We start from the raw sequence: 23296 nt of genomic DNA, 5'->3' as shown, positions 1-23296 counted from the left end.
CCTTCCGTGGCGGCGATGGGCGGGAAGCGGATCAGTCGCGCAGCGCGCGGCGCAGCACCTTGCCCACGCCCGTCTTCGGCAGCTCGTCGCGGAACTCCACAGCCTTGGGCCGCTTGTAGCCGGTCAGGTTGTCGCGGCAGTAGGCCTTCACGTGGTCCTCGGTGAGGGAAGGGTCGCTTTTCACGACGTAGAGCTTCACCGCCTCGCCCGAATTGTCGTCGGCCATCCCCACCGCGGCCGCCTCCACGATGCCGGGCATCTGCGTCACGATCTCCTCCACCTCGTTCGGATAGACGTTGAAGCCCGAAACGTTGATCATGTCCTTCTTGCGGTCCACGATCTTGATGGCGCCCGTCTCGTCCATCATTCCGATGTCGCCGGTCTTGAAGAAACCGTCGGCCGTGAAGGCGCGCCTTGTCTCCTCCGGGCGGTTCCAGTAGCCGGGCGTCACCTGCGGGCCCTTGATGACGATCTCGCCGCGCTCGCCCAGCGGCAGGTCCCGTTCGTCGTCGTCGACGATCTTGAACTCGGTCGAGGGCAGCGGGAAGCCGATCGTGCCGCTGAAGGCGCGCGATGTCACGAGGTTGCAGCTCGCAGAGGGGCTCGTCTCCGAAAGCCCGTAGCCCTCGCAGATCGGCACGCCCGTCGTCTCCAGCCAGAGCTGGGCAGTGGCCGGCAGCACCGCCATGCCGCCGCCCACCGAAAGCTTCATGCTCGACCAGTCCACGCTCCGGGCGTCCGGGTGCCGGGCAATGGCGCCGAACAGCGTGTTGACGGCCGGGAAGAGGTGGAACCTGTGCGCCTTCAGCTCCTTGATGACGGCCGGAATGTCGCGCGGATTGGTGATGAGGATGTTGCAGCCGCCCGTGCGCATGGCCAGCATCATGTTCACGGTGAAACCGAAAATATGGTAGAGAGGCAGCGCGCAGACGGTGTGCGGCTGCTCGCCGGCCGGAATCGACTTCGTGGCCGGCGAATTCCACAATTCCGATTGCAGGACATTGGCCACCACGTTGCGGTGCGTCAGCGTGGCGCCCTTGGAAACCCCCGTCGTGCCGCCCGTGTATTGCAGCACCGCCGCATCGTCCAAGTTCGTCTCCACCGGGGAAAAGCGTGCCTGGGCGCCCTTGGCCATGGCCTGTTTCCAGGTGATGGAGCCGGGCAGGGAGAAGGCCGGCACCATCTTCTTCACCCGGCGCACGACGAGATTGACGATGAAGCCCTTCACCGCCGGCAGCGTCTCGCCGATGGAGGCGACGATCACGTGCTCCACCGGCACGCCGGCGCGGCAGGTCTCCAGCGTCCTTGCCATGTTCTCCAGGATCACGATGGCCCTGGCGCCCGAATCCTTGAGCTGATGCTCCAGCTCGCGCGGGGTGTAGAGCGGGTTGGTGTTCACCACCACCATGCCCGCGCGCAGGACGCCGGCCACCGCCACCGGGTATTGCAGCACGTTCGGCATCATCAGCGCCACACGGTCGCCGCGCTTCAGCCCGGTGGACTGGAGATAGGCCGCGAAAAGGCGCGACTCCTCCTCGAGCCGGGCATAGCTCATCGCCGTGCCCATGAACTTGAAGGCCGGCCGGTCGGCATATCTGGCGAAGGCTTCCTCCAGCAGCGCGGCCAGCGAGCGATAGGGGAAATCGGGTAGTTCCGCCGGAATTCCTTGCGGATAATGCTGGAGCCAAGGCTTGTTCATAGGTGACCTCCCAGTTGCCGTTTTTTCCACCACTATACGAGTGTAACGCGAAGCGAAACTACTTCCGTTTACGTGAAAGTCGCCGCGCCGCGCCCCGGCTGGGACGTGCCGACCCGACCTGCTATGGCTGCGCCATGACACTACCTGCCCCTCCCCGCGCGGCCGTCTTCGGCTCGCCACCGCCCGATCTCGTCGACACGCCCGAGGGCGCCGTCCAGCTCTCGCCCCTGCGTCCGGGGGCGGCCGCCATCGAGGGGATTGCCGAAGCATCTCTGGAGAGCATCGTGCTTCTGGCCCCGCCCGGCGCGGTGGAGCGGCGCTTCACCCTCGCCCATGCCCTGCGGGCGCTGCGGCCGGGCGGGCGCCTCGTGGCGCTTGCCCCGAAGGACAGGGGCGGCGCGCGGCTGAACGCGGAGCTGACGGCCTTCGGCTGCACGGTGGCCGAGCGCTTCAAGGCGCGCCATCGCATCTGCGAGGCGGAACGGCCGCAGCTTCTGTCCGGTGTCGAGGCGGCTCTCGCGGAGGGCGCACCACGCTTCATCGAAGGGCTGGGCCTCTGGTCCCAGCCGGGCATCTTCTCCTTCGACCGGATCGACCCGGGCAGCGCCTTGCTGCTGGAAACCCTGCCGGGCCTCAAGGGGCACGGGGCCGATCTCGGCGCCGGGCTCGGCGTGCTGGCGCGCGGCATCCTCGGCTCGCCGGCCGTGGCCTCGCTGGCGCTGGTGGAGATCGACCGGCGGGCCGTGGAGGCGGCGCGCCGCAATGTCGAGGACGAGCGGGCGCGCTTCCATTGGGGCGACGCGCGCGAGACGGACCTTGCCGGCCTCGACTTCGTGGTCACGAACCCGCCCTTCCATGCCGAGGGCGCGGAGGATCGGGGTCTCGGCCAGGGCTTCATCCGCGCGGCGGCGCGCATGCTGTCGCGCGGCGGCACCCTCCATCTCGTCGCCAACCGGCACCTTCCCTATGAAAGCGTGCTGCGCGAGGCCTTCCGCACCGTGGACACCACGGCCGAGTCCGGCGGCTACAAGATCTTCGAGGCCCGCAAATGAAGGCCGCGACGTCCCGGCTCGACAAGCTCCTGGCCAATATGGGCTATGCCTCGCGGCGCGAGATCCAGATGCTGGCCAGGAACGGCCGCATCCGCCTCGACGGGCAGCCGGTGCGCTCGGCCGAGGAGCGCGTGAAGTTGACGCCCGATCTCGAGACGCGCCTGGATGTGGACGGCGAGGCCCTGGACCCGCTGCCGGGCTTCGTCCTCATGCTTAACAAGCCGCTCGGCACCACCTGTTCGCGCAAGGAGGCCGGCCCCCTGGTCTACGATCTCCTGCCGCCGCGCTGGCGGGTGCGCGAGCCGGCCATCTCCACCGTCGGGCGCCTGGACAAGGAAACCTCAGGCCTTCTCCTGATGACGGATGACGGCGCCCTCCTGCACCGCATCATCTCGCCGAAGCACCATGTGCCCAAGCGTTACCGCGCGCGCCTGGCGCGGCCGATGCGCGGCGACGAGGCGGGCGTCTTCTCCGCCGGCACGCTGATGCTGGAGGGGGAGGACAAGCCCTTGAAGCCCGCCGAACTGGACATCGTGTCGGCGCGCGAGGCGCTTCTGACCGTCCATGAGGGGCGCTATCATCAGGTGCGGCGCATGTTCGCCGCCCTCGGCAACCATGTCGAGGCTCTGCACCGCGAGGCTGTGGGCGGGCTCTGCCTGCCGGGCGACCTCGCGCCGGGGGCTCACAGGCGCCTGACGGGGGGCGAAGTGGAGGCGATCTTCGCGGGTTGAAAACGTGTCATTTCGGCAACATTGTCCGGTGCGGGACCGAGATCGCCGCCGGTCCTTGACCTGCATCAAAACCGGCCGGCGCCCTCCTGGCGCAACATGCTTCGCAGGCGGGCGACCCCGCCGATTTGCGAAGGACGACGACATGTTGAAGAAGACGATGGGTGCCATGGGCGCGCTGATCGCGGCACTTCCGGCCGGCCAGGCACTGGCCGCCGATATCTATCCCGTGGCGGATACGGGCCTCTACGCCCCGGCCCCGGTCGAGACCCGCAGCCCGTGGCAGATCCGCGTGCGCGCCCTCGGCATCGTCACGGACGACAACGGCACCGTGAATGTCGCCGGCACCGGCACACCGTTCCTGCCCGGTGACGGCCTGCTCCAGACCACCGACTCGCTCGTTCCCGAGCTCGACATCACCTACTATTTCACGCCCAACATCGCCGCCGAGCTTATTCTGGGCACGACGCGCTCCACCGTGAAGGCCGATGGCGACCTTGCGGCGGCGGGGATCGGCGATATCGGCAAGACGTGGATTCTGCCGCCCACGCTCACGCTCCAGTACCATTTCACCGATTTCGGGGCGTTCAAGCCCTATGTGGGCGCGGGCGTGAACTACACGATCTTCTACGAGCAGAAGTCGGCCGACGGCTTTTCCGCGCTCGACATCGACAACACGTTCGGCTGGGCGCTGCAAGCCGGCTTCGACTACATGCTCGACGAGCATTGGGGCATCAATTTCGACGTCAAGAAGCTGTTCCTGCGCCCCGACTGGACGGTGGTCGCGGGAGACACCCAGCTTCAGGGCGAAACGAAGCTCGATCCGTGGCTGATCGGCGCGGGCGTGACCTACCGGTTCTGACCGCCGCGGGACAAATGCGGCGCCCGCCGGCGCCGCATCCCTCCTTCGCTATGAACGCGCCCTCACACCGCCGGCCAGCGGTGATGGAAGGTGCCCTCCCTGTCGAGCCGGTGGAAGGTGTGCGCGCCGAAGAGGTCGCGCTGCGCCTGCGTCAGGTTGGTGGTGCCGCGCGCGCGGCGATAATCGTCGAAATAGGCCAGCGCGGCCGAGAGCGCCGGCACCGGCAGGCCGGAGAGCGCCGCCTTGGCCACCACCTTGCGCAGGGCCCCCTCGCCGGCCGAGACGCGCGAGACGAAATCCGGCGCGACGAGCAGGTTCACCGTCTCCCCGCTGTCGGTGACGGAGGCGATGTCGTCCAGGAAGCGGGAGCGGATGATGCAGCCGGCGCGCCAGATGCGCGCGATCTCGCCGAGCGGCAGGTTCCAGCCGAACTCCTTGGAGGCCGCATCCATCACCGCGAAGCCCTGCGCATAGGCGATGATCTTGGCCGTCTCCAGCGCCTGTTCCAGCTCGGCGATGCCGGCCTTGTCGCCGGAGAACTGCCCGCTCGTGGCCGCCAGCCCCGCATAGGCCTCGGCCGCCCTTGCCCGTTCCCCGCGGCGCGAGGAGACGCCGCGCGCCGAGACGGCCGCCTCCAGCGTGGTGGCCCCGGCCCCCAGCTTCTGCGCCTCGATCACCGCCCAGCGGCCCGTGCCCTTCTGCCCGGCCTCGTCGGTGATGAGGTCGACCAGCGGCTGGCCCGTCTCGGGGTCCTTCTCGGCGAGGTTCACGGCCGTGATCTCGACGAGATAGGAGGACAGGCCCCCCTTGTTCCATTCGGCGAAGATGTCCGCCATCGCGCCGGCCTCGAGGCCCAGCCCGTCGCGCATGATGCCGTAGATCTCGGCGATCATCTGCATGTCGGCATATTCGATGCCGTTGTGAATGGTCTTGACGAAATGGCCGGCGCCGTCGGTGCCCAGATGCGCCACGCAGGGGCTGCCCTCGTATTTGGCCGAGATGGCCTCGAGGATGGGCTGGAGGCGCGGATAGATCTCGGCCGGCCCGCCGGCCATGATCGAGGGGCCGTGGCGCGCGCCCAGTTCCCCGCCCGAAACGCCGATGCCCACGAAATGCAGCCCCGAGCCTTCCAGCTCCCGCGTGCGGCGCACCGTGTCGTTGAAGTCGGCATTGCCGGCATCCACCACGATGTCCCCGTCCGACAGGAGCGGGCGCAGCGCGGCGATCTGGTCGTCCACGATGGTGCCGGCCGGCACCATCAGCACGATGACGCGCGGGGCCTTGAGGGCGGCGACGAATTCCTCCAGCGTCTTGGCGGGCACGATGGTGCCGCCGAAACCCCTGGCCTCCTCCGCCAGCTCGAACGCCTTTTCATGCGTGCGGTTGTAGCCGGCCGTGACGAAACCCTTCTCGGCGATGTTGAGGGCGAGGTTGGCCCCCATCGTCCCGAGGCCCACGACGCCGATCTCGGCCTGTTCGCTTGTCATCTTTTTTCGCGTCCTGCTCTGCTAGAGGCTGTCAGGCCTTCAGCCGCGCGGCCGCATAGGCCACGTGGTCTTCCATGAAGGTCGAGATGAAGTTGTAGGAATGGTCGTAGCCCTCGCGCATGTTGAGCGTGAGGGGAATGCCGGCCTTCTCGCAGGCATCCCGCAGGAGCTGCGGCCGCAGCCCGTCCTCCAGGAACTGGTCGGCCGTGCCCTGGTCCACGTAGAACTCGGCAAAGCGCTTGCCGTCCTCGATGAGGAGGCAGGTGTCGTAGGCGCGATGGGTGCGCGGATCGCGCCCGAGATACTTCTCCAGCGCCGGCTTCGACCATCCCGCCACGGTCGGCCGGACGATGGGCGCGAAGGCGGAGGCGCTCCTGTAAAGGTCCGGGTTCTTCAGCGCGATGCTCAGCGCCCCGTGCCCGCCCATGGAATGGCCGCACAGGCCCATCCGGCTGGTGTCGGCCGGGAAGTTGACCGCCAGATAGGCCGGCAGTTCCTCGGTGACGTAGGAATACATCCGGTAGTTCTCGGCATAAGGCTCCTGCGTCGCGTCGACATAGAAGCCCGCGCCGGAGCCGAACTGCCAGTTGTCCGGCTCGTCCGGCACATGGTCCCCGCGCGGGCTCGTGTCGGGCAGCACCACGATCAGCCCGTGCTCGGCCGCCGCGCGCCGGTACTCGCCCTTGTCCATGGCGTTCTGGTGGGTGCAGGTGAGGCCCGAGAGATACCACAGGACCGGCAGCTTCTCGCCCGCCTCGTGCTCCGGCACGAAGACGGCGAAGGTCATGTCGCAATCGGTGGTGCGAGACCGGTGGCGGTAGACGCCCTGGACGCCGCCATGGGCCTTTGCGGTGGAGATGATGTCCATGCGTCTCGTCACATCCTTCCGTTTGCCGCGTCGCGCTCGATCCACTCGCGCAGGGCCTGGTTCACGCGGGTCTGCCATCCCCGGCCGCTCGCGCGCAAGGCCGCCGCCAGATCCTGGTCGAGGCGCAGCGTGATGCGCTCCTTCGGATGGGCGACCTTCGGGCGACCGCGGCGGATCAGCGTCTCGCCGTGATAGAGGTCCGCCTCGGCGAACATTTTCTCCGTCCACTCCGGCGCGTCGTCAGGATCGATGAAGGTGTTTTCGGACTCGTTCGGCTTCCCGCTCATGACAGCGCCTCTCCCGCTCGGCCGGATCGAAACTGATCTCCATTAAATGTGCATACGTTTAATGTTCGTCAAGCGTCGATCCGGCGCAATTCGGTCAGTACACCACCACGGATCGGATCGACTTGCCCTCGTGCATCAGGTCGAAGGCGGTGTTGATCTCCTCCAGCGGCATGGTGTGGGTGATCAGGTCGTCGATGTTGATCTTGCCGTCCATGTACCAGTCGACGATCTTGGGAACGTCCGTGCGCCCGCGCGCGCCGCCGAAGGCCGTGCCCTTCCAGACGCGGCCGGTGACGAGCTGGAACGGGCGCGTGGAGATTTCCTTGCCCGCTTCCGCCACACCGATGACGATGGATTCGCCCCAGCCGCGATGGCAGCATTCCAGCGCCTGGCGCATCACGTTCGTGTTGCCGGTGGCGTCGAAGGAGAAGTCCGCGCCGCCATCCGTCAGGTCCAGGATCGCCTGCACCACCTTGTCGTTGCCCACCTCCTTCGGGTTCACGAAGTCGGTCATGCCGAACTTGCGTGCCATCTCGACCTTGGAGGGGTTGAGGTCCACGCCGATGATCTTGTTGGCGCCCACCATCCGCGCGCCCTGGATCACGTTGAGCCCGATGCCGCCCAGCCCGAAGACGACGACATTGGCCCCCGGCCAGACCTTGGCGGTGTAGATCACGGCGCCGATGCCCGTCGTCACGCCGCAGCCGATATAGCAGATCTTGTCGAAAGGGGCGTCCTCCCGCACCTTCGCCACCGCGATCTCGGGCAGGACGGTGAAGTTGGCAAAGGTCGAGCAGCCCATGTAGTGGAACACCTCGCCGCCCTCGCAGGAGAAACGGCTCGTGCCGTCCGGCATCAGCCCCTGCCCCTGCGTGGCGCGGATGGCGGTGCACAGGTTCGTGCGCTGCGAGAGGCAGCTTTTGCACTGCCGGCATTCGGGCGTGTAGAGCGGGATCACGTGGTCGCCCGGCTTCACGCTCGTCACGCCCGCGCCCACCTCGCGCACGATGCCCGCGCCCTCATGGCCGAGAATGGCGGGGAACTTGCCCTCCGAATCGAGGCCCGACAGCGTGTAGGCGTCCGTGTGGCACACGCCCGTCGCCATGATCTCGACCAGCACCTCGCCGGCCTTCGGGCCCCCGATCTCCACCGTCTCGATCGTCAGCGGCTTGCCGGCCTCCCAGGCCACGGCGGCTCGTGTCTGCATGGGTATCTTCCTTTGCTGCTCCTCGCGTGGAGCCACGCGGGAATCGGTCCTGGAACGTCAGGGGAGGTTCTAACCAAGCTCGCCCGCCGAAGCGACACCCCTTCGCATGAACCCGGCGTTCACCGCCCCACCCTTGCGTAATGCAGGGCCAGCGCGTCGATATGTTCGTCCTTCAGGTTCACCGCGATCGGCTCCATCAGATGCGCGAAGGGCCCGCCGCCGCGCGCGCCTTCCTTGAAGAGCTGGAGCTGGGCGGCGATATACCATTCCGGCTGGCCGGCGAGGGAAGGCGCCGCCGGCTGGCCGGCCTCGCCGTGGCAGCTCTGGCAGGCCGGCAGCTTTCGCTCGGGCAGGCCCTCCAGCGCGATGCGCCGGCCGAGTTCCGCCAGATGCGCCTCGTCGTAGCCGGAGGAGCGCACGGCCCTCGCGCGATGCTCCGCCCCCAGCGTCGCGCCGCGTGGCTCCGCCCCGGCCCCGGCCGCGCCGGCGGCCGGCTGGCCGGCATAATGGGCCGCCAGCTCCGCCAAGCGGTCCGGCGTGTGGATGCCGGCCGCCGCTTCCATGATGCCGCTGGTCCGCTCGCCCCGCGCATAGGCGGTGAGCGCCGAAAGGAGATAGGCCTCGCTCTGCCCGGCGATGACGGGGAAAGCACCGGCCGAACCGTCCGCGCCCACCCCGAGCCCGTCCAGCCCGTGGCAGCGCGCGCAATCGGCGAGCGCTGCCTGCGTGCCCCCGTCGAAGCCGGCGGTCGAAAGGCCCGAGGGCGGGCCCGCAACGCCCTCGCCGCCCAGCGCCAGGGTGCGGTATTCCTCCTCGCCCATGCCGGGCAACGCGCGCAGGAACGCCACCATCGCCCAGACCTCGTCGGGCCGCTCCTGCGTCGTCCAGGCCGGCATCCCGGAATATTTGATGCCGTGGCGCACGATCCAGAACAGCTCGCGGTCCTCCCAGCGCCCCACCTGCCCCTCCAGGCGCGGCGGCGGCGGCATCATGGCCAGCACGGTCGGGCTCTGCAGAACCCCCGGCGCGCCGTGGCAGGAGGAGCAGGCGCTGGCGAAATGCCCCGCCGCCCTCCGCACCAGCGAGGGGTCGGCCAGATCGACCCCCTCGGGCAGGGAATAGGGTAGCGACTGGGTGCGCACCGCGTTGCGCATCGTGGAGTGGAGGAACCACTCCACCACCTGGAAATGCCCCGTATTGGCCGCGATGGAGACGAGGCCCGACCAGGACACGCCGAGCGCCGCGACGATGGCGGCCGCCCCCGCCAGCGCCAGCCGCCGGCCCGTGATGGTGAGCCTCATCTTCATCGGCAGTCCATGATCATCAGGGCCGGCATGGCGGTGAAAAGGATGGCGATGAAGGACAGCGCGGCCAGGAGCAGCGAGGAGAACTCCATGAAGCGCTCGCGCACGCCCGCCGAATCCCCGTCATGGGGAAAGGCCCCGCCGTTGATCCGCCACTCGCGCGCCGCCCGCCAGCCCGCCCAGCCGACGATCGCCAGCGAGAGGACCGTGGCGAGCGCGATGGCGATGCGCACGCCCGCGATGGTCTGGAAGATCGACGTGTTGGGCGCGCAGGCATAGGCCGCCGCCACATAGGCGAAGAGGAAATGCCCCGCCCAGACGCTGGGCGTCAGGATCAGCGTCCACAGCGTGTCCTGCGTCTGCCCGCGAAGCTGCATCACGAGGCTCCCAGCGGCACGAGGATGAGGACGGACACGGTGACGAGCCCCGTCCAGCCCGCGAAGTGCCAGTAGAGCGCGACATTGGCGATGTCGATGTCGTACTCCGGCGTCAGCCGGCCGGCCAGCGAGCGCGCCAGGCAATAGCCGAGCATCAGCGCGCCGACCCCCGCATGAAGCGCCGTCCAGATGGCGAGCAGCCAGACGATGGCGGGATAGACATGCGTCGTCGGCTGGAGCCCGGTGGCGTGCGGGCCCATGAGCAGCGCCGCCCCGGCCGCCAGCGAGCCGGCGATGCCCAGCCCCATGGCCAGACGCGCGGTGAGGACGCGCCCCCCGGCCATGGCGCGCCGCGCGCCCTGCGCCAGCGCCCAGGTGGCGGCGAAGAGGGCCAGCGAGGCGAGCGGCCAGAACAGGCCCGGCCCCTCCACGCCCGGCGGCGGGAAGCTCTCATGGACGGTGAAGTAGAAGAGATAGCCGAAGACGAGGCTGAGAAAGGCGGTGGAATCCCCCAGCATGGTGATGAACATCGCCCACCACGACACCGAATGCGGGCCGGAGACGTAGATGGGCAGGGAAAGCCCGCGCCCGACATCCTTCTCGCCCTTCTCGGGGATCACCGAGGTGGCGCGCCAGAGCCAGAGGATGATGACGCCGACCGCCACGGCCAGCGAGACGAGCGTCAGCGTCCAGTAATGGAAGGTGGCGGCGATGAAGCAGCCGCCGAGGAAGAAGGCGGCCGCCATCGGCACGAAGCTCGGTCCCGGCACGCGCAGGGCCTGCACCGGCTCGGCGTCGAGCACGGTCGTCACCATGGTCTCGCGCTTCATCTCCTCGGCGTCGGGCATGTAGAAGCGGCCCTTGTCCATGTCGTCGATGAAGTTCGGCTGGTCCCACAGCGGGTAGCGGGTGCTGACGATGGGCACGGAGCGCACGCCCCAGGTCTGGTCCGGCACCTCGCCCGCCCATTCCAGCGTGCCCGCGTTCCAGGTGTTGCGGCCGGCATAGGGGTCCTTGCGCGGGCGCAGGACGTCCACGACCACGACCAGGAAGCCGGCGGCGAAGACGAAGGCGCCCACGCTGGAGATGAGGTTCGGCAACTCCAGCCCGATGCCGCCGGGAAAGGTCCAGATGCGGCGCGGCATCCCGATCAGCCCCGAATAGTGCATGGGGAAGAAGCCGATGTTGAAGCCGCAGAACATCAGCCAGAAGGCGATCTTGCCCGCCCGGTCCGAGAGGCGGCGCGAGGAGACGATGGGCCAGTAGTAGTAGAGGCCCGCGAGGATCGGGAAGAGCACCCCGCCGATGATGACGTAATGCAGGTGCGCCACGATGAAATAGGTGTCGTGCGCCTGCCAGTCGAAGGGCACCAGCGCCACCATCACGCCCGTCAGCCCGCCCAGCACGAAGATGGCCAGCGCCCCCGACACCCAGAGCATGGGCACCGAATAGAGGACGCGGCCCGTCAGCAGCGTGGCGAGGAAGACGAAGATCTGCACCCCCGTCGGGATCGCCACCGCCTCGGAGGCGGCGGAGAAGAAGCCGAGCGAGATCGACGGCAGCCCCGTCGTGTACATGTGGTGGACCCACAGGCCGAAGGAGAGGAAGCCCGTCCCCACCGCCGCCAGCACGATCCAGGAATAGCCGAGCAGCGGGCGCCGCGCGAAGGTGGGTATGATCATCGCCAGAAGCGCGATGGAGGGCAGGAAGATGATGTAGACCTCCGGATGGCCGAAGATCCAGAAGAGGTGCTGCCACAGCATCGGGTCGCCGCCGCGCGTGGGGTCGAAGAAGGGCCAGTCGAACAGGCGCTCCATCTCGAACAGGATGTCGCCGGCGATCAGCGGCGGGAAGGCGAAGAGGATCATCGCCGCCACCACCAGCACGTACCAGGCGTAGAGCGGCATCAGGTTCAGCCGCATTCCGGGCGGGCGGCACTTCAGCGTGCCGACGATCAGCTCCACCGCCGCCGCGATGGAGGCCACCTCGATGAAGGAGAGGCCGAGCAGCCAGATATCGGCGCCGTAGCCGGGCGTGAAGCGCTCCTGCGTGGTGAGCGGCGGATACATGAACCAGCCGGAATCGGGCGCCTGCCCGAAGAAGATCGAGCCGCACACGAAGATGCCCCCGATCAGGAAGCACCAGTAGCCGAAGGCCGAGAGGCGCGGGAACGGCAGGTCTCGCGCGCCCAGCATCTGCGGCAACAGGATGATCGCCACCGCCTCGAAGATCGGCACGGCGAAGAGGAACATCATCACCGTGCCGTGCAGCGTGTACACCTGATTGTACATGGTGGCGGTGAGGAAGTCGTTGTCCGGCACGGAAAGCTGCACGCGGATCATCAGGCCCAGGACGCCCGCGAACAGCATGAAGGCGAAGGCGGTGGCCGTGTACCAGACGCCGACCGTGGTGTTGTTGACATCCGACCAGTAGCGCCAGCCCGGCGGCGTCGCCCATGTCGCGATGAGGCGCGCCTCCTGCGCGCGGCGCACGGCCGGGTCCTCCTGGTCGCGCGTGGAGGCCGGCGGCACGCGCCCGGCCCGCGCCTCCTCGATCGCCACGCGGGCGATCGCCTCCTCGCCCGTCTCGCCCGGCAGCCCGAAGGCGTCCTCCATCACGGCGCTCATTGCAAGGCCTCCAGCCAGAGCGCGATGGCCTCGATCTCGGCCTGTGGCAGCATGGCGAATCCCGGCATCTCGGCCCCCGGCTTCTCATGTTCGGGGGAGGCGATGAAGCGGGCGAGATTGTCCGCGTTCATCGCCATCAACCCGGCTCCCAGCGTCCGGCGGGAGCCGACATGGGTCAGGTCCGGGCCGAGCCGCCCCGCCGCCTCGGTGCCGCGCACCGCATGGCAGGCCGCGCAGCCGTTCTGCATGAAGGCGGCGCGCCCGGGATGGTCCGGCACGGCCGCCGGCGCGGCCTGCGCCGCGACATGCGCCTCGAAGGCCTCGGGCGAGACGACGCGCACCCGAAAGCCCATCTGCGCGTGGGCCGTGCCGCAGAACTCGGCGCACACGCCGTTGAAGACGCCCTCGCGCGTCGGCTCCAGCACGAGGCGGTTGATGCGGCCGGGGATCATGTCGGTCTTGCCGGCGATGGCCGGCACCCAGAAGGAATGCACCACATCCGGCGAGCCGAGCATCAGCTCGGTGCGCCGGCCGACCGGCAGCCACAATTCGTTGGCGCTTTCCACGCCCTCCAGCGGCAGCGAGCGCTGCACGCCGGGCAGCGCCTCGGTCCCGTAATGGATGCGCCACCAGAAGCGTTCGCCCGACACCGCGATGCGCGGCCCGTTCGCCTCCGCGCGCAGCTCGGGCATCAGCCCCAGCCCGAAGGCCAGGAGCCCCGCCAGCGTCACCACGGGAAAGGCGCAGCCGCCCCACACGATCAGCCGGATGCCGCTCTTCTCGCCGTGGCGGTCAGGATGCACCACGGTGGCGTAGACCGAAAGGCCGATGACGAAGAGCCAGATCAGCACCGCCCCGGCCAGCATCCACCAGAACAGCGCCTCCACGGCGAGCGCCTCGGCGCCCGCCCCCGCGAAGGTCGACTGCTCGCCCCGGCAGGAGGTGAGCGCGAGGAGGCCCGGCAGCACCGGCCACCGGCTTCCCCGCCATGCGCGATGCCGCCCTTGTCCCATGTCCCCTCGGCCGAAACGCGCACGTCCCCCCGGTCGGGCGCTGGAATATGTCCAAGATAGCAGCGGCCGCGACCCGGACGAGTCCCCCGTCAGTGAAAATCGCGGCTTTTGGGGAAGGATGCCACCGGCGGACCCGGCCGGCGCACTTCGTCGGCCCGCGCCAGCGCCGCGCCGAGGGCCGCGGCCGCGCCCGCCATCTCGCCGGCAAGCCCGGGCGAGGCCGGCGCGCGGCTCTTGTCCGGCGCGCGAAGGGGCGCCTTCACATGGTCCGTCGGCTGCAGCGTCCGCGCGCCGTCGAGCCCGCCCTCGGCGATGCGCGACAGGAGGGGCGTCAGGTCCTCGATCGTGTCCGCCACGACGTGGACGACGCCGCGATCGGCTTGCAGCCGCCCCTTCACCCGCATCAGCCGCGCGCCCAGCACCTGCGGGCGGAAGCGCTCGAACACCGGCGGCTTGACGATGAGGTTGGCGATGCCGGTCTCATCCTCCACGGTGATGAAGATGATGCCCCGGGCCGAGCCGGGCCGCTGGCGGATGAGGACGATGCCGGCCACGCAGACGCGCCGGCCCGGTTCCATCTCCCCGAGCGCCGCGCAGGGCAGCACGGAACGCGCGCGCAGCTCGGCGCGCAGGAAGGAAAGGGGGTGGGCGCGCAGCGAGAGGGAGAGGAAGCGGTAGTCGTTGACCACCTCCTCGCCCATCGGCATGGGCGGCAGGGCGGCCTCCTCCTCGCGCTGCAGGTCCTTGTGCGCCGAAAGGTCGAAGAGCGGCAGGCGCTCGGCCGCCCCGGCCTCGTCGAGCGCGCGCGCCGCCCACAGCGCCTCGCGGCGGGAAAGGCCGAGGCAGGCGAAGGCATCGGCATCCGCCAGCCGCTCCACCGTGCGGCGGGACAGCCCGGTGCGCAGCCACAGGTCGCGCACCGAATCGAAGGGCAGGCTCGTCTCGCATATCCAGGCGAGGCGCTGCATCTCGGCCTCCGCCAGCCCCTTCACCTGCCGGAAGCCGAGCCGCACGGCATGCTTCGTCCAGATGGCCCCAGCCATGTCGGCATGGCGCGGGTGGATGCGCGAGGGCTCGAACGGGGCCGGCTCCAGCGTCTGGTCCCAGCGCGAGCGGTTGACGCAGACGGGCCGCACCTCCACCCCGTGCTCGCGCGCGTCCCGCACGAGTTGCGCGGGGGCGTAGAAGCCCATGGGCTGCGCGTTGAGGATGCTGGCGGCGAAGACGTCCGGGTAATGGCATTTCAGCCAGCACGAGGCATAGACGAGGAGCGCGAAGGAGGCCGCGTGGCTTTCGGGAAAGCCGTATTCGCCGAAGCCCTCGATCTGGGAGAAGCAGCGCTCGGCGAAATCGCGCTCATAGCCGTTGGCGACCATGCCCTCGACCATCTTGGTCTTGAAATTGCCGACCTCGCCCGTGCGCTTGAAGGTCGCCATGGCGCGCCGCAGCCTGTCGGCCTCCGACGGGGTGAAGCCCGCCGCCACGATGGCGATCTGCATCGCCTGCTCCTGGAAGAGCGGCACCCCTTTCGTGCGCTCCAGGACCGCTTTCAATGCATCGCTCGGATAGGAGACGTCCTCCAGCCCCATCCGGCGCTTCAGATAGGGGTGCACCATGTTGCCCTGGATCGGGCCGGGCCGCACGATGGCGACCTGGATGACGAAGTCGTAGAACGCCACGGGCTTCAGCTTGGGCAGCATGGACATCTGCGCCCGGCTCTCGATCTGGAAGACGCCCAGCGTGTCGGCCCGGTGCGTCATGGCATAGAGCGCCTCGTCGCCCGCCCTCTCGCCCACGATGCCCGCCAGCGTCGGCATGGCGGGGAATTCCTGCCTGTAATGCTCATGCAGCATCTCGAAGCCGCGCTTCAGGCAGGAGAGCATCCCCAGCGCCAGGATGTCGATCTTGAGGATGCCCAATTCGTCCAGATCGTCCTTGTCCCATTCCACGATGGTGCGCCCCTCCATCGCGGAGTGAAGCACCGGCACGGTCTCGTCCACGCGCCCGCGCGTCAGCACGAAGCCGCCGACATGCTGGGAGAGATGGCGCGGAAAGCCGGAAATCTCGGTGCAGAAGTCGAGGACGTTGCGCGTCGTCGGGTCGGCCTCGGCAAGGCCGGCCGCCCGCGCCTCGCGCGCGCCGAGGTCCGAGGAGGAATAGCCCCAGACCGAGCCGGAAAGGGCCGCCACCGCATCGTCCGACAGGCCGAAGGCGCGGCCCACCTCGCGCGCGGCCGAGCGGGCGCGATAGGTGATGACGGTGGCGGCGAGCGCCGCGCAGTCTCGCCCGTATTCCTCGAAGATCCACTGCATGATCTCGTCGCGCCGCTCATGCTCGAAATCGATGTCGATGTCCGGCGGCTCGTCGCGGTCGGGCGAGATGAAGCGCTCGAAGAGAAGGCCGCCCAGCGCCGGGTTCACCTCCGTCACGCCGATGCAGTAGCAGACGGTGGAATTGGCCGCCGAGCCGCGCCCCTGGCACAGGATGCCCATGGCGCGCGCCGCTTCCACGATGCGCTGGACGGTGAGGAAATAGGGCTCGTATTTCAGTTGCCCGATGATCCCCAGCTCCGTCTCGATCTGCCGCGCCACCGTCTCCGGCACGCCCTCCGGGTAGCGCCGGGCCGCGCCCTCCCGGGCCAGCGCCCGCAATTCCTCGGCCGGCGTGCGCCCCAGCCGCAGCTTCTCGTCCGGATAAAGATATTCGAGGCTCTTCAGGTCGAAGGACAGCTCCTGGAAGAAGCGCCGGCTCTCCTCCGGCGCGCCGGGATGGTCGCGGAAGAGAGCGGCCATCTCCTCCATGGGCTTCAGGCGCCGCTCGGCATTGAGCGAGAGGAGCCGGCCGGCCCCGGAAAGCGGCACATGCTCGCGGATGGCGGTGAGCACGTCCTGCATCCGCCGCCGCTCCTCCACATGGTGGAACACGTCGTTGGTGGCCATCAGCGGCGTGCCCATGTCGCGCGCCAGCCGGGCGGCGCGCTCCAGCCGGCGCGCATCCAGCCCGTCATGCCGGCAGGCCGCCGCCAGCCGCACCGCGCCGGGAAAGGCCTCGCGCAAGGGGCCGAGCCCATGGCGGCACAGGCTCTGCGCCGCCTCCCACCCCGCGCCGCCCAGCGCATCGGGGCACAGCAGGGCGAGGTTCATCCCCGCGCCGCGATCCAGGAGGTCGGGCAGGAACAGGCGGCACTCGCCCTTGTGCGCCCGCAGGTTTCCCAGCGTCAGCAGCCGGCACAGATTGCCCCATCCGGCCCGGTCGCGCGGATAGGCGAAGATGTCGGGCGTGCCGTCGGCGAAGACGAGCCGCGCGCCGGGGCGGAAGGCGAAGCGCTCCACCCGCGCCTGCGCATAGGCGCGCACCACGCCGGCCACCGAATTGCGGTCCGCAAGGCCGATGCCCCCGAGCCCCAGGAGCTTGGCGGCCACCACCAGCTCGCGCCCGTGCGAGGCCCCGCGCAGGAAGGAGAAGTTGGAGGCGAGGCCGATTTCGCAAAACCCTTGCCCCGCCGGGAAGAAGCCGCTCTCCCGGCTCATGCGAAGAGCCCGTGCAGATACCAGGCCGGCGCCGTTTCGCCACCGTAATGGCCCTCGCGGAACAGCCAGTAGCGCCGGCCCTCCTCGTCCTCCACCCGCCAGTAGTCGCGCGCGGCGCCCGCATCCTCGCGCCACCACTCGGGGGCGATGCGCTCGGGGCCCTCCACGCGGGCGACCCGGTGCAGCGCCCTACGCCAGCGGAACTGGGCCGGCGCGCCCTCCGGCACCTCGGCGGTGGCGATGACGGGCTCGGGGCGCGCCAGGAGCCGCAAGGGGCGCGGCGAGAGGGCGAAGGGCGCCGCGCCCGCATCGCCCGCCGCCCCGAAGCGGAGCGCCTGGGCGCGCTCGGGCCTGTGGCTCCCCACGCCCTCCAGCCCGAACACGCAGACCTCGCCGAGGCGCGCGCTCAGGCGGTCGAGCAGCGCCTCCACCGCCTCGCCGCCCCCCTGCGCCTCCTCCAGCGAGACCTGCCTTTCCGCCAAGGGGTCGGCGGCAAGGACGCTCAGCTTGACGAGATCGTAGCCGAAGCCCGCATCCAGCTCCTCCCCCCGCGCGGCCAGCTTCTCCTTGAACAGGCGGGCAAGGCGCGCCGGCTCGCGCGAGGGCGCCGACAGGCGCACGCCCACGCGCTCCACCGCCCCGTCGACGCGAAACAGCGACAGCTCCAGCCGCCGTGCGCCCTCGCCCCGCTTTTCGAGATCCCCCGCGATGCGCTCCGCCAGCGTGCCGGCGATGGACAGGACGTCCTCCTGCCGCGCGATGGGTTCGAACAGGCGGCGCTCGTGGATGATGAGGGGCGCGGGCCGGCGCGGGGCGATGGGGCGGTCCCGGCGGCCCAGCGCCTCGTCCAGGCCATCGGCCAGCGCGCGGCCGAAGCGGCGGGTAAGCCCCGCGCGCGGCAGCGCCATCAATTCCCCGAGGCGCCGCAAACCGAGGCGCGACAGGAGCGCGGCCGCCTGCGGCGCCAGACGCAGCGCGCAGACCGGCAGCGGCGCCAGCGCGCGCGCCTCCTCCCCCTCCTGGAGGCGCGTGCCCGGCGCATGACGCACCAGCGCGCGGGCCGTGCCGGCATGGCCGGCCACGGCGGCCTGCACCGCGAAGCCCTGCGCGCCCACCTGCGCGACGATCGCCTCCATCATCGCCGCCTCGCCGCCGAAGAGATGGGCGCAGCCCGAAATGTCGAGGAGGAGCCCGTCCGCCCCGTCGAGCGCCACGAGCGGCGTGAAGCGCTCGCACCAGTCGGCGACGCCCTCCAGCAGCCGGGCCTCGGCGGCGGGGTCGCTCTCGCAGGCTTCGAGGCCCGGAAAGCGCGCCCGCGCCTCCGCCAGCCCCAGCCCGCATGAAAGGCCCAGCGCCTCGGCCTCCTCGCACAGGGCGGCGAGGCGCAGCGCGCCCTCGATCTTCTCGGTGAGAACGAGCGGCCGCCCTTCGCCTTGCCGGCCACCGCCCGCGCCCATGCCCGCCCCCACGGGCACGGCCCCGCCCTTGGCGCGGTGGGCGCTGCCGGGCATCTCCGGGAAGGCGAAGGGCTCGGCGCCCTGCGGCGCGCGGGGCCCCTCAGGAGGCGCGGCCGAGCGCCAGGCGCGGCCCAGCCTGGCGCGCCGGATGCGGTCGCTCGGCAGGCGCGGCAGCCACAGGGCGAGAAAGCGGGGCGGCACGGCGCGCCGGCTCGAAACGGTGCTCATCGAGGTTCCACTCCAGAAGGAATTGTCCGCCGCGCCCGCCGGGCGCCTTTTCCACCCGCACCCGGAACACCGGCGCGCCGATGAGCCGGCCGCGGCCGGCCCTCTCGCCGAGGGAGGCGGCGGGAGAGACGAGAAGCCGCACGGGGGCCGAGCTGGTCTCGCCCGCCGCGCTCTGGCGCAGGAGCAGGAAGGGCCGGCCGCTTTCGCGCGCCCGCAGATGCAGGCGCCGCGTGCCCTCCAGCGAGAGCAGCTTCGGGTTGCCGCGCACTTCGAGGATGGTGAGCGCCGGCGCGCCCGAGCGCGCCGCCTCCTCCCCCGCCCAGACGGCATCCTCCACCCGGCGCGCGCGCACCACGACCAGCGCCCCGGGGTCGAGGCCGAATCCGGCCAGCCCCTCCCGGCAGGCCAAGCCCGCCTCGTGGAAGGCCAGGTCCTGCCCGATCCACAGGAGAGGGCGCCCCGGGGCCGCGCCGAAAAGCGCGGCAAGCCCGAGCGCAAGGCCCGTGCCCGCCCCCGAATCGCGCGCCTCGCCGACCCGCAATTCGCTGAGCCCGCAGGCCGGCAGGCCGCCGGAGAGGCTCTTGTCGAGCCCCGGCACGCCCAGGGAAAGGACTTTGTTCCTCTCCGCCTCCCCCTCCACCGGCCCCCTGCGCAGGCGCGGTCCCACCGTGCCCTCGATACGCGCGATCGCCTGGCGCAAGGCCGCCACACGCGCCGCCCCGGAAGCGGAATCCACGCCGCAAAACGACATCCCCCCTTTCTTCCCTGCGTCGGCAGCCATGGCGTTCTCCTCGGCCGGGACCGCATCCGTCCCGCCCGTCAGCCCGTTCGAAGGGGCGATAGTTCCTGTTATGTTCCTATGAATTCCAGAGCCTCCCAAAGGAGTCAAGCGGGTGGGATTGAAGAATATTTTCTCAAAGCCGGGCAACCATTCGCGCCCGCTCTGGAGCCGACCGCGCCGGATGCCTATGGTGCGCGGCGAACGCCACGGAAGGAATGGACATGGCCAAGCTCGACCGCACCGGAGACTGGGGCGCCCGCATGGCGCCGAGCCTCGAGGAGTTCGAGAGCCTGGCGCTGGAAGCCTATGCGGCCCTGCCGGACGAGTTCCGCGCGCTCTCGGGCGAGATCCGCTTCCTGATCGCCGATTTTCCCGAGGACGCGGTGGTCGAGGAGATGGGGCTGGAGAGCCCCTTCGACATTCTCGGCCTGTTCGAGGGCCGTCCTTTAGGCGAATCGGACGTGCCGATGACCTTCGAGATGCCCAACCGCATCCTTCTCTATCGCCGGCCGATCCTCGACTACTGGGCCGAGCACGAGGAGACGCTGGGAGCGCTCGTCACCCATGTCCTGATCCACGAGATCGGCCACCATTTCGGCCTCTCGGACGAGGATATGGAAGCGCTGGAAGCGGGCGCCGACTGATCCGCCCCCGCCAGCCCGGTTCCGGTCTCCTCACCCTCGTCGAGGGGCGGGACGAAGGTCTTTCCGGCCCTGGAAAAGCGCGCCCCACGCGATCTGCGCGCCCAGCACCGCGAGCCCGGCGAAGAACCAGCGCCGGAAGCGTTCAGGGCTCGTGCGCCCGCGCAGCCGGCCGCCAGCGCCGGGGCAGGCGCTGGAGGAGGAGGCGTCCCTATGAATGCAGGTCGAGGGAGGCGAACAGCAATTGCGGCAGGGGCGTCCACCAGCCGGTGGAGACGCCCGCCGCCGCCAGCGCCGCCGATGTCCAGACATTGCAGCCGATCAGGATGTTGAAGGCGCCCCGCGCCTCGAAGAAGCGGTCGAAGGGGGTGTAGCCGGCCCCCTCCACCACCTGCGGCGCCCCGGCCTCGTCCCGCGCCAGCGTCGCCTCGATGAAGGTGACCAGCGCCTCCAGGCCGGCGTCCGACAGGACGATCCGGCGCGTATGGCCAAGATCGGCCGGCAGCGGCGGGATCAGCTCGAAGCGCAGGACGGAATCGTCCAGTGTCACCGAGGCGAAGGCGGCTCCGGGCGTCAGCTCGCCCCAGGTGGGCGTGCGCGTGTAGAACTCCCGCCCGCCCCAGCCGACGAGCACGTGGCCGAGGCCCGGATGATCGAGCGGCAGGCCCGCCGCGCCGAGGAAGCGGAGGCGCGACAGGACCGGGGGCGTGGAGGGAAGCGCGATGTCGGTGTGGATCGGGTTGGCGATGAGGACGATCTCATGCGCGCCCCCCGCCGCCGGCGCGGCCACGGGGCGCGGCACCACGAGGCCGAGCGCAAGCGCAAGCGCGATCATGAGCGCGAGCGCGAGAAAGGCCCCGGCCGAGCGCCGGGCGCCGGGGCGCATTCGCCTCAGGACCCGTCCGGGAAGGGGAGGCGCGCGCCAAACCGATCCGATGCCGTTCCCGCAGGGGCCCTCACTGTTCGCCCAGCTTCATGGAGGGGTCGTAGTCCTTGCCCTCGACGATCTTCGTCACCGGCTGCGCGCATTTCATCACCTGCTCGGCCGCGTCGAAGGCGTAGGCGGGGCTGCCGGCCAGCTCCCAGCCCTTGGAGAGGGCCAGCGAGACCTTATGGCAGAAGGCGGCGTCGTCGATGCCGGTGAGCAGGCGGTAGAGCTTCATGGGGTCAGTTCTCCAGTCTGTCGCGGAAGGCGAGAAGCGCCCTCGCCTCTTCGAGATGCAGGCGCTCCACCATCCGCCCGTCGAGCGAGATGACGCCGCGCCCCGCATGGGCCGGCAGGGCGAAGGCGGCCACGATGCGCTCGGCGGCCGCGATCTCCCCGGCCGAGGGCGCGAAGGCCGCGTTCGCGGCGCCGATCTGGTTCGGGTGGATCAGCGTCTTGCCGGCAAATCCGAGCGCGCGCGCCTGCGCGCACTCACGCGCCAGTCCCTCCGCGTCGCGGAAGTCGTTGTAGACGCCGTCCAGCACCGCCACCCCGGCCGCCTTGGCGGCGAGCACGACCTGCATCAGCCAGGGCACGAGCTCGGGCCGGCCCGGCGAAAGGCGGATGCCGGTGGACAGGACGATGTCGTTCGGCCCCACGACCAGCGCCCCGACGGGGCGCGACAGCCTGGCCGCCGCGATCTCCTGCGCGGCGAGGATGCCGCGCGGCGTCTCCACCATCGCCCAGAGCTCCAACGCCTCCGGCGCGCCCGCCCCGGTCAGGCCCTCGTCGAGGGCCGCCAGCATGGCCGCGCTCTCCACCTTGGGCAAGAGCACCGCGCCCAGCCCGGAGAGCGCGGCGATATCCTCCGCCCCGCCCTCGCCGAGCGCATTGACGCGCGCCACCCTGAACGGGCCGCCGTCGGGAAGGGCGGCCAGCTGGGCGGCCAGGCGCTCGCGCGCGCCCTCCTTCTCCTCGCGCGCCGCCGAATCCTCCAGGTCGAAGATCAGCGCGTCCACCGCCAGCCCCGCGCTCTTCTCCAGCGCGCGGGGCTTGGCGGCCGGCACGAACAGGGCGGAGCGCAGCGGGCGGGGCGGGGCGGCGGGCATCATGGCTCCTTCCTGCCCCGGCCCCGGTGCGCGCGCAAGGGGAGGCTTTGACCCCCGCCCCGCCCCGATGCTATTTCGGCCCGGCACGCGCGAGGAGCGAAGGGACGAGACCCATGCAGAAGTTCGACAGGCTGGACGGGGTGGCCGCGCCGCTGCCCATCGTCAACATCGACACCGACATGATCATCCCGAAGGATTATCTGAAGACGATCCGGCGCACCGGGCTGGGCGTCGGCCTCTTCGCCGAGCTTCGCTACAGGGAGGACGGCTCGGACAATCCCGATTTCGTGCTGAACAAGCCCGCCTACCGGCAGGCGCAGATCCTGGTGGCGGGAGACAATTTCGGCTGCGGCTCCTCGCGCGAGCACGCGCCCTGGGCGCTGGCCGATTTCGGCATACGATGCGTGATCGCCACCTCCTTCGCCGACATCTTCTACAACAACTGCTTCCAGAACGGCATCCTGCCCATCCGCGTCAGCCAGGAGGAGTGGGAAGCGCTTCTTTCCGACGCCGAGAAGGGGGCCAATGCCCGCCTCTCGGTGGATCTGGCCGCGCAGGAGATCCGCCGGCCCGACGGCGAGGTCGTCTCCTTCGAGATCGAGGCCTCGCGCAAGCACCGCCTGCTCAACGGGCTGGACGATATCGGCCTGACCCTCACGGGCGCCGAGCGCATCGGAGCCTTCGAGGAGAAGCTGGCCAGCACCCGGCCCTGGGCATGAGCCGGCGCCTCATCTCCACCGGCTCGCCCTTCGAGCGGCAGGCCGGCTATTCGCGCGCGGTCGTGGCCGGCAACTGGTGCTTCGTCTCCGGCACGACCGGCTACGACTACAAGGCCATGACGATGCCGGACACGGCGGGCGACCAGGCGCAGGCCGCCTTCGAGACCATCGCCGCCGCCCTCGCCGAGGCCGGCTTCTCGATGGAGGACGTGGTGCGCGTGCGCTACCTCGTGACCGATGCGGGGATGGCGGACGACGTCTTCGCCGTTTCCGGCCGCTGGCTGGGCGAGATCAGGCCGGCCGCCACGCTCGAGGTCACGGGCCTTCTCAAGCCCGAGATGAAGGTCGAGATCGAGGCGACGGCCTACCGCCCCTGAGACCGCCACAAGGCCGCC

Annotated in this window: 21 protein-coding genes; 6 read left to right on the top strand and 15 right to left on the bottom strand. The window is 70.2% G+C overall.

What is annotated here, in order from left to right; translation table 11 throughout:
- Positions 1 to 31: 31 nt before the first annotated feature.
- Positions 32 to 1699: a long-chain-fatty-acid--CoA ligase gene (locus J7654_RS05610; RefSeq protein ID WP_209738920.1), complete on the bottom strand. Its 1668-nt coding sequence runs from the start codon at positions 1697 to 1699 to the stop codon at positions 32 to 34.
- A gap of 134 nt (positions 1700 to 1833) precedes the next feature.
- Between J7654_RS05610 and J7654_RS05605 the strand changes: the two genes are divergently transcribed.
- The 3 genes from J7654_RS05605 (at position 1834) to J7654_RS05595 (ending at position 4341) form a co-directional block, all read left to right on the top strand.
- Positions 1834 to 2751, top strand: a complete 918-nt coding sequence (locus tag J7654_RS05605; RefSeq protein WP_209738918.1) for a class I SAM-dependent methyltransferase — start codon at positions 1834 to 1836, stop codon at positions 2749 to 2751.
- A complete protein-coding gene (locus tag J7654_RS05600; protein ID WP_209738916.1) occupies positions 2748 to 3482 on the top strand; it encodes a pseudouridine synthase in 735 nt (244 codons plus the stop codon). Before J7654_RS05605 ends, J7654_RS05600 begins: the two co-directional genes overlap by 4 nt.
- 142 nt (positions 3483 to 3624) lie before the next feature.
- Entirely contained in the window at positions 3625 to 4341 is a 717-nt protein-coding gene (locus J7654_RS05595; protein WP_209738914.1) for an OmpW/AlkL family protein, read from the top strand.
- A gap of 62 nt (positions 4342 to 4403) precedes the next feature.
- Here the strand turns inward: J7654_RS05595 and gndA are convergent, their stop codons facing one another.
- The 11 genes from gndA to J7654_RS05540 form a co-directional block, all read right to left on the bottom strand.
- Positions 4404 to 5828, bottom strand: a complete 1425-nt coding sequence (gene gndA, locus J7654_RS05590) for an NADP-dependent phosphogluconate dehydrogenase (RefSeq protein WP_209738912.1) — start codon at positions 5826 to 5828, stop codon at positions 4404 to 4406.
- Between the two features lie 31 nt (positions 5829 to 5859).
- The gene (fghA, locus tag J7654_RS05585) at positions 5860 to 6696 is read right to left on the bottom strand and encodes an S-formylglutathione hydrolase (RefSeq protein ID WP_209740250.1); all 837 of its coding nucleotides are present in this window, start codon (positions 6694 to 6696) and stop codon (positions 5860 to 5862) included.
- An 8-nt stretch (positions 6697 to 6704) separates the two neighbouring features.
- Positions 6705 to 6983, bottom strand: a complete 279-nt coding sequence (locus J7654_RS05580; protein ID WP_209738910.1) for a BrnA antitoxin family protein — start codon at positions 6981 to 6983, stop codon at positions 6705 to 6707.
- Positions 6984 to 7077: 94 nt separating this feature from the next.
- Entirely contained in the window at positions 7078 to 8190 is a 1113-nt protein-coding gene (locus tag J7654_RS05575) for an S-(hydroxymethyl)glutathione dehydrogenase/class III alcohol dehydrogenase (protein ID WP_209738908.1), read from the bottom strand.
- 119 nt (positions 8191 to 8309) lie between these two features.
- A complete protein-coding gene (locus J7654_RS05570) occupies positions 8310 to 9497 on the bottom strand; it encodes a c-type cytochrome (protein WP_209738906.1) in 1188 nt (395 codons plus the stop codon).
- A complete protein-coding gene (locus tag J7654_RS05565) occupies positions 9494 to 9871 on the bottom strand; it encodes a hypothetical protein (protein ID WP_209738904.1) in 378 nt (125 codons plus the stop codon). The genes J7654_RS05570 and J7654_RS05565 overlap by 4 nt, the downstream gene beginning before the upstream one ends.
- Positions 9871 to 12498 (bottom strand): cytochrome c oxidase subunit I, encoded by a 2628-nt coding sequence (gene ctaD / locus J7654_RS05560; RefSeq protein WP_245195667.1) that lies wholly within the window; start codon positions 12496 to 12498, stop codon positions 9871 to 9873. Before ctaD ends, J7654_RS05565 begins: the two co-directional genes overlap by 1 nt.
- Complete coding sequence (locus J7654_RS05555; RefSeq protein ID WP_245195666.1) at positions 12495 to 13466, bottom strand: cytochrome c oxidase subunit II; 972 nt, start codon at positions 13464 to 13466, stop codon at positions 12495 to 12497. The genes ctaD and J7654_RS05555 overlap by 4 nt, the downstream gene beginning before the upstream one ends.
- A gap of 134 nt (positions 13467 to 13600) precedes the next feature.
- Complete coding sequence (locus J7654_RS05550) at positions 13601 to 17041, bottom strand: error-prone DNA polymerase (protein ID WP_209738901.1); 3441 nt, start codon at positions 17039 to 17041, stop codon at positions 13601 to 13603.
- On the bottom strand, positions 17038 to 18498 hold the full coding sequence (locus J7654_RS05545) for a Y-family DNA polymerase (protein WP_209740248.1): 1461 nt from the start codon (positions 18496 to 18498) through the stop codon (positions 17038 to 17040). The genes J7654_RS05550 and J7654_RS05545 overlap by 4 nt, the downstream gene beginning before the upstream one ends.
- A 100-nt stretch (positions 18499 to 18598) precedes the next feature.
- A complete protein-coding gene (locus tag J7654_RS05540) occupies positions 18599 to 19462 on the bottom strand; it encodes an ImuA family protein (RefSeq protein WP_209738899.1) in 864 nt (287 codons plus the stop codon).
- 266 nt (positions 19463 to 19728) lie between these two features.
- Here J7654_RS05540 and J7654_RS05535 point away from each other — a divergent pair, with 266 nt between their 5' ends.
- Positions 19729 to 20151 carry a metallopeptidase family protein gene (locus J7654_RS05535; RefSeq protein WP_209738897.1) on the top strand — a complete coding sequence of 141 codons (423 nt, stop codon included), beginning with the start codon at positions 19729 to 19731 and terminating at the stop codon, positions 20149 to 20151.
- Between the two features lie 208 nt (positions 20152 to 20359).
- On the opposite strand, the gene J7654_RS05530 is transcribed toward J7654_RS05535, so the two are convergent.
- From J7654_RS05530 to J7654_RS05520, 3 genes are all read right to left on the bottom strand, one after another.
- Positions 20360 to 21034: a TIGR02117 family protein gene (locus J7654_RS05530; protein WP_209738894.1), complete on the bottom strand. Its 675-nt coding sequence runs from the start codon at positions 21032 to 21034 to the stop codon at positions 20360 to 20362.
- Between the two features lie 70 nt (positions 21035 to 21104).
- Complete coding sequence (locus J7654_RS05525) at positions 21105 to 21311, bottom strand: DUF1737 domain-containing protein (protein ID WP_209738892.1); 207 nt, start codon at positions 21309 to 21311, stop codon at positions 21105 to 21107.
- A gap of 4 nt (positions 21312 to 21315) precedes the next feature.
- A complete protein-coding gene (locus J7654_RS05520) occupies positions 21316 to 22185 on the bottom strand; it encodes an HpcH/HpaI aldolase/citrate lyase family protein (protein WP_245195665.1) in 870 nt (289 codons plus the stop codon).
- Positions 22186 to 22295: 110 nt separating this feature from the next.
- Between J7654_RS05520 and leuD the strand changes: the two genes are divergently transcribed.
- Positions 22296 to 22901, top strand: a complete 606-nt coding sequence (gene leuD / locus J7654_RS05515) for a 3-isopropylmalate dehydratase small subunit (RefSeq protein ID WP_209738890.1) — start codon at positions 22296 to 22298, stop codon at positions 22899 to 22901.
- Complete coding sequence (locus J7654_RS05510; RefSeq protein ID WP_209738888.1) at positions 22898 to 23278, top strand: RidA family protein; 381 nt, start codon at positions 22898 to 22900, stop codon at positions 23276 to 23278. The genes leuD and J7654_RS05510 overlap by 4 nt, the downstream gene beginning before the upstream one ends.
- Positions 23279 to 23296 lie beyond the last annotated feature (18 nt).

Source organism: Aureimonas populi, assembly GCF_017815515.1.
Taxonomy (GTDB): Bacteria; Pseudomonadota; Alphaproteobacteria; order Rhizobiales; family Rhizobiaceae; genus Aureimonas; species Aureimonas populi.
This window is presented reverse-complemented; position numbering and strand designations above follow the sequence as displayed.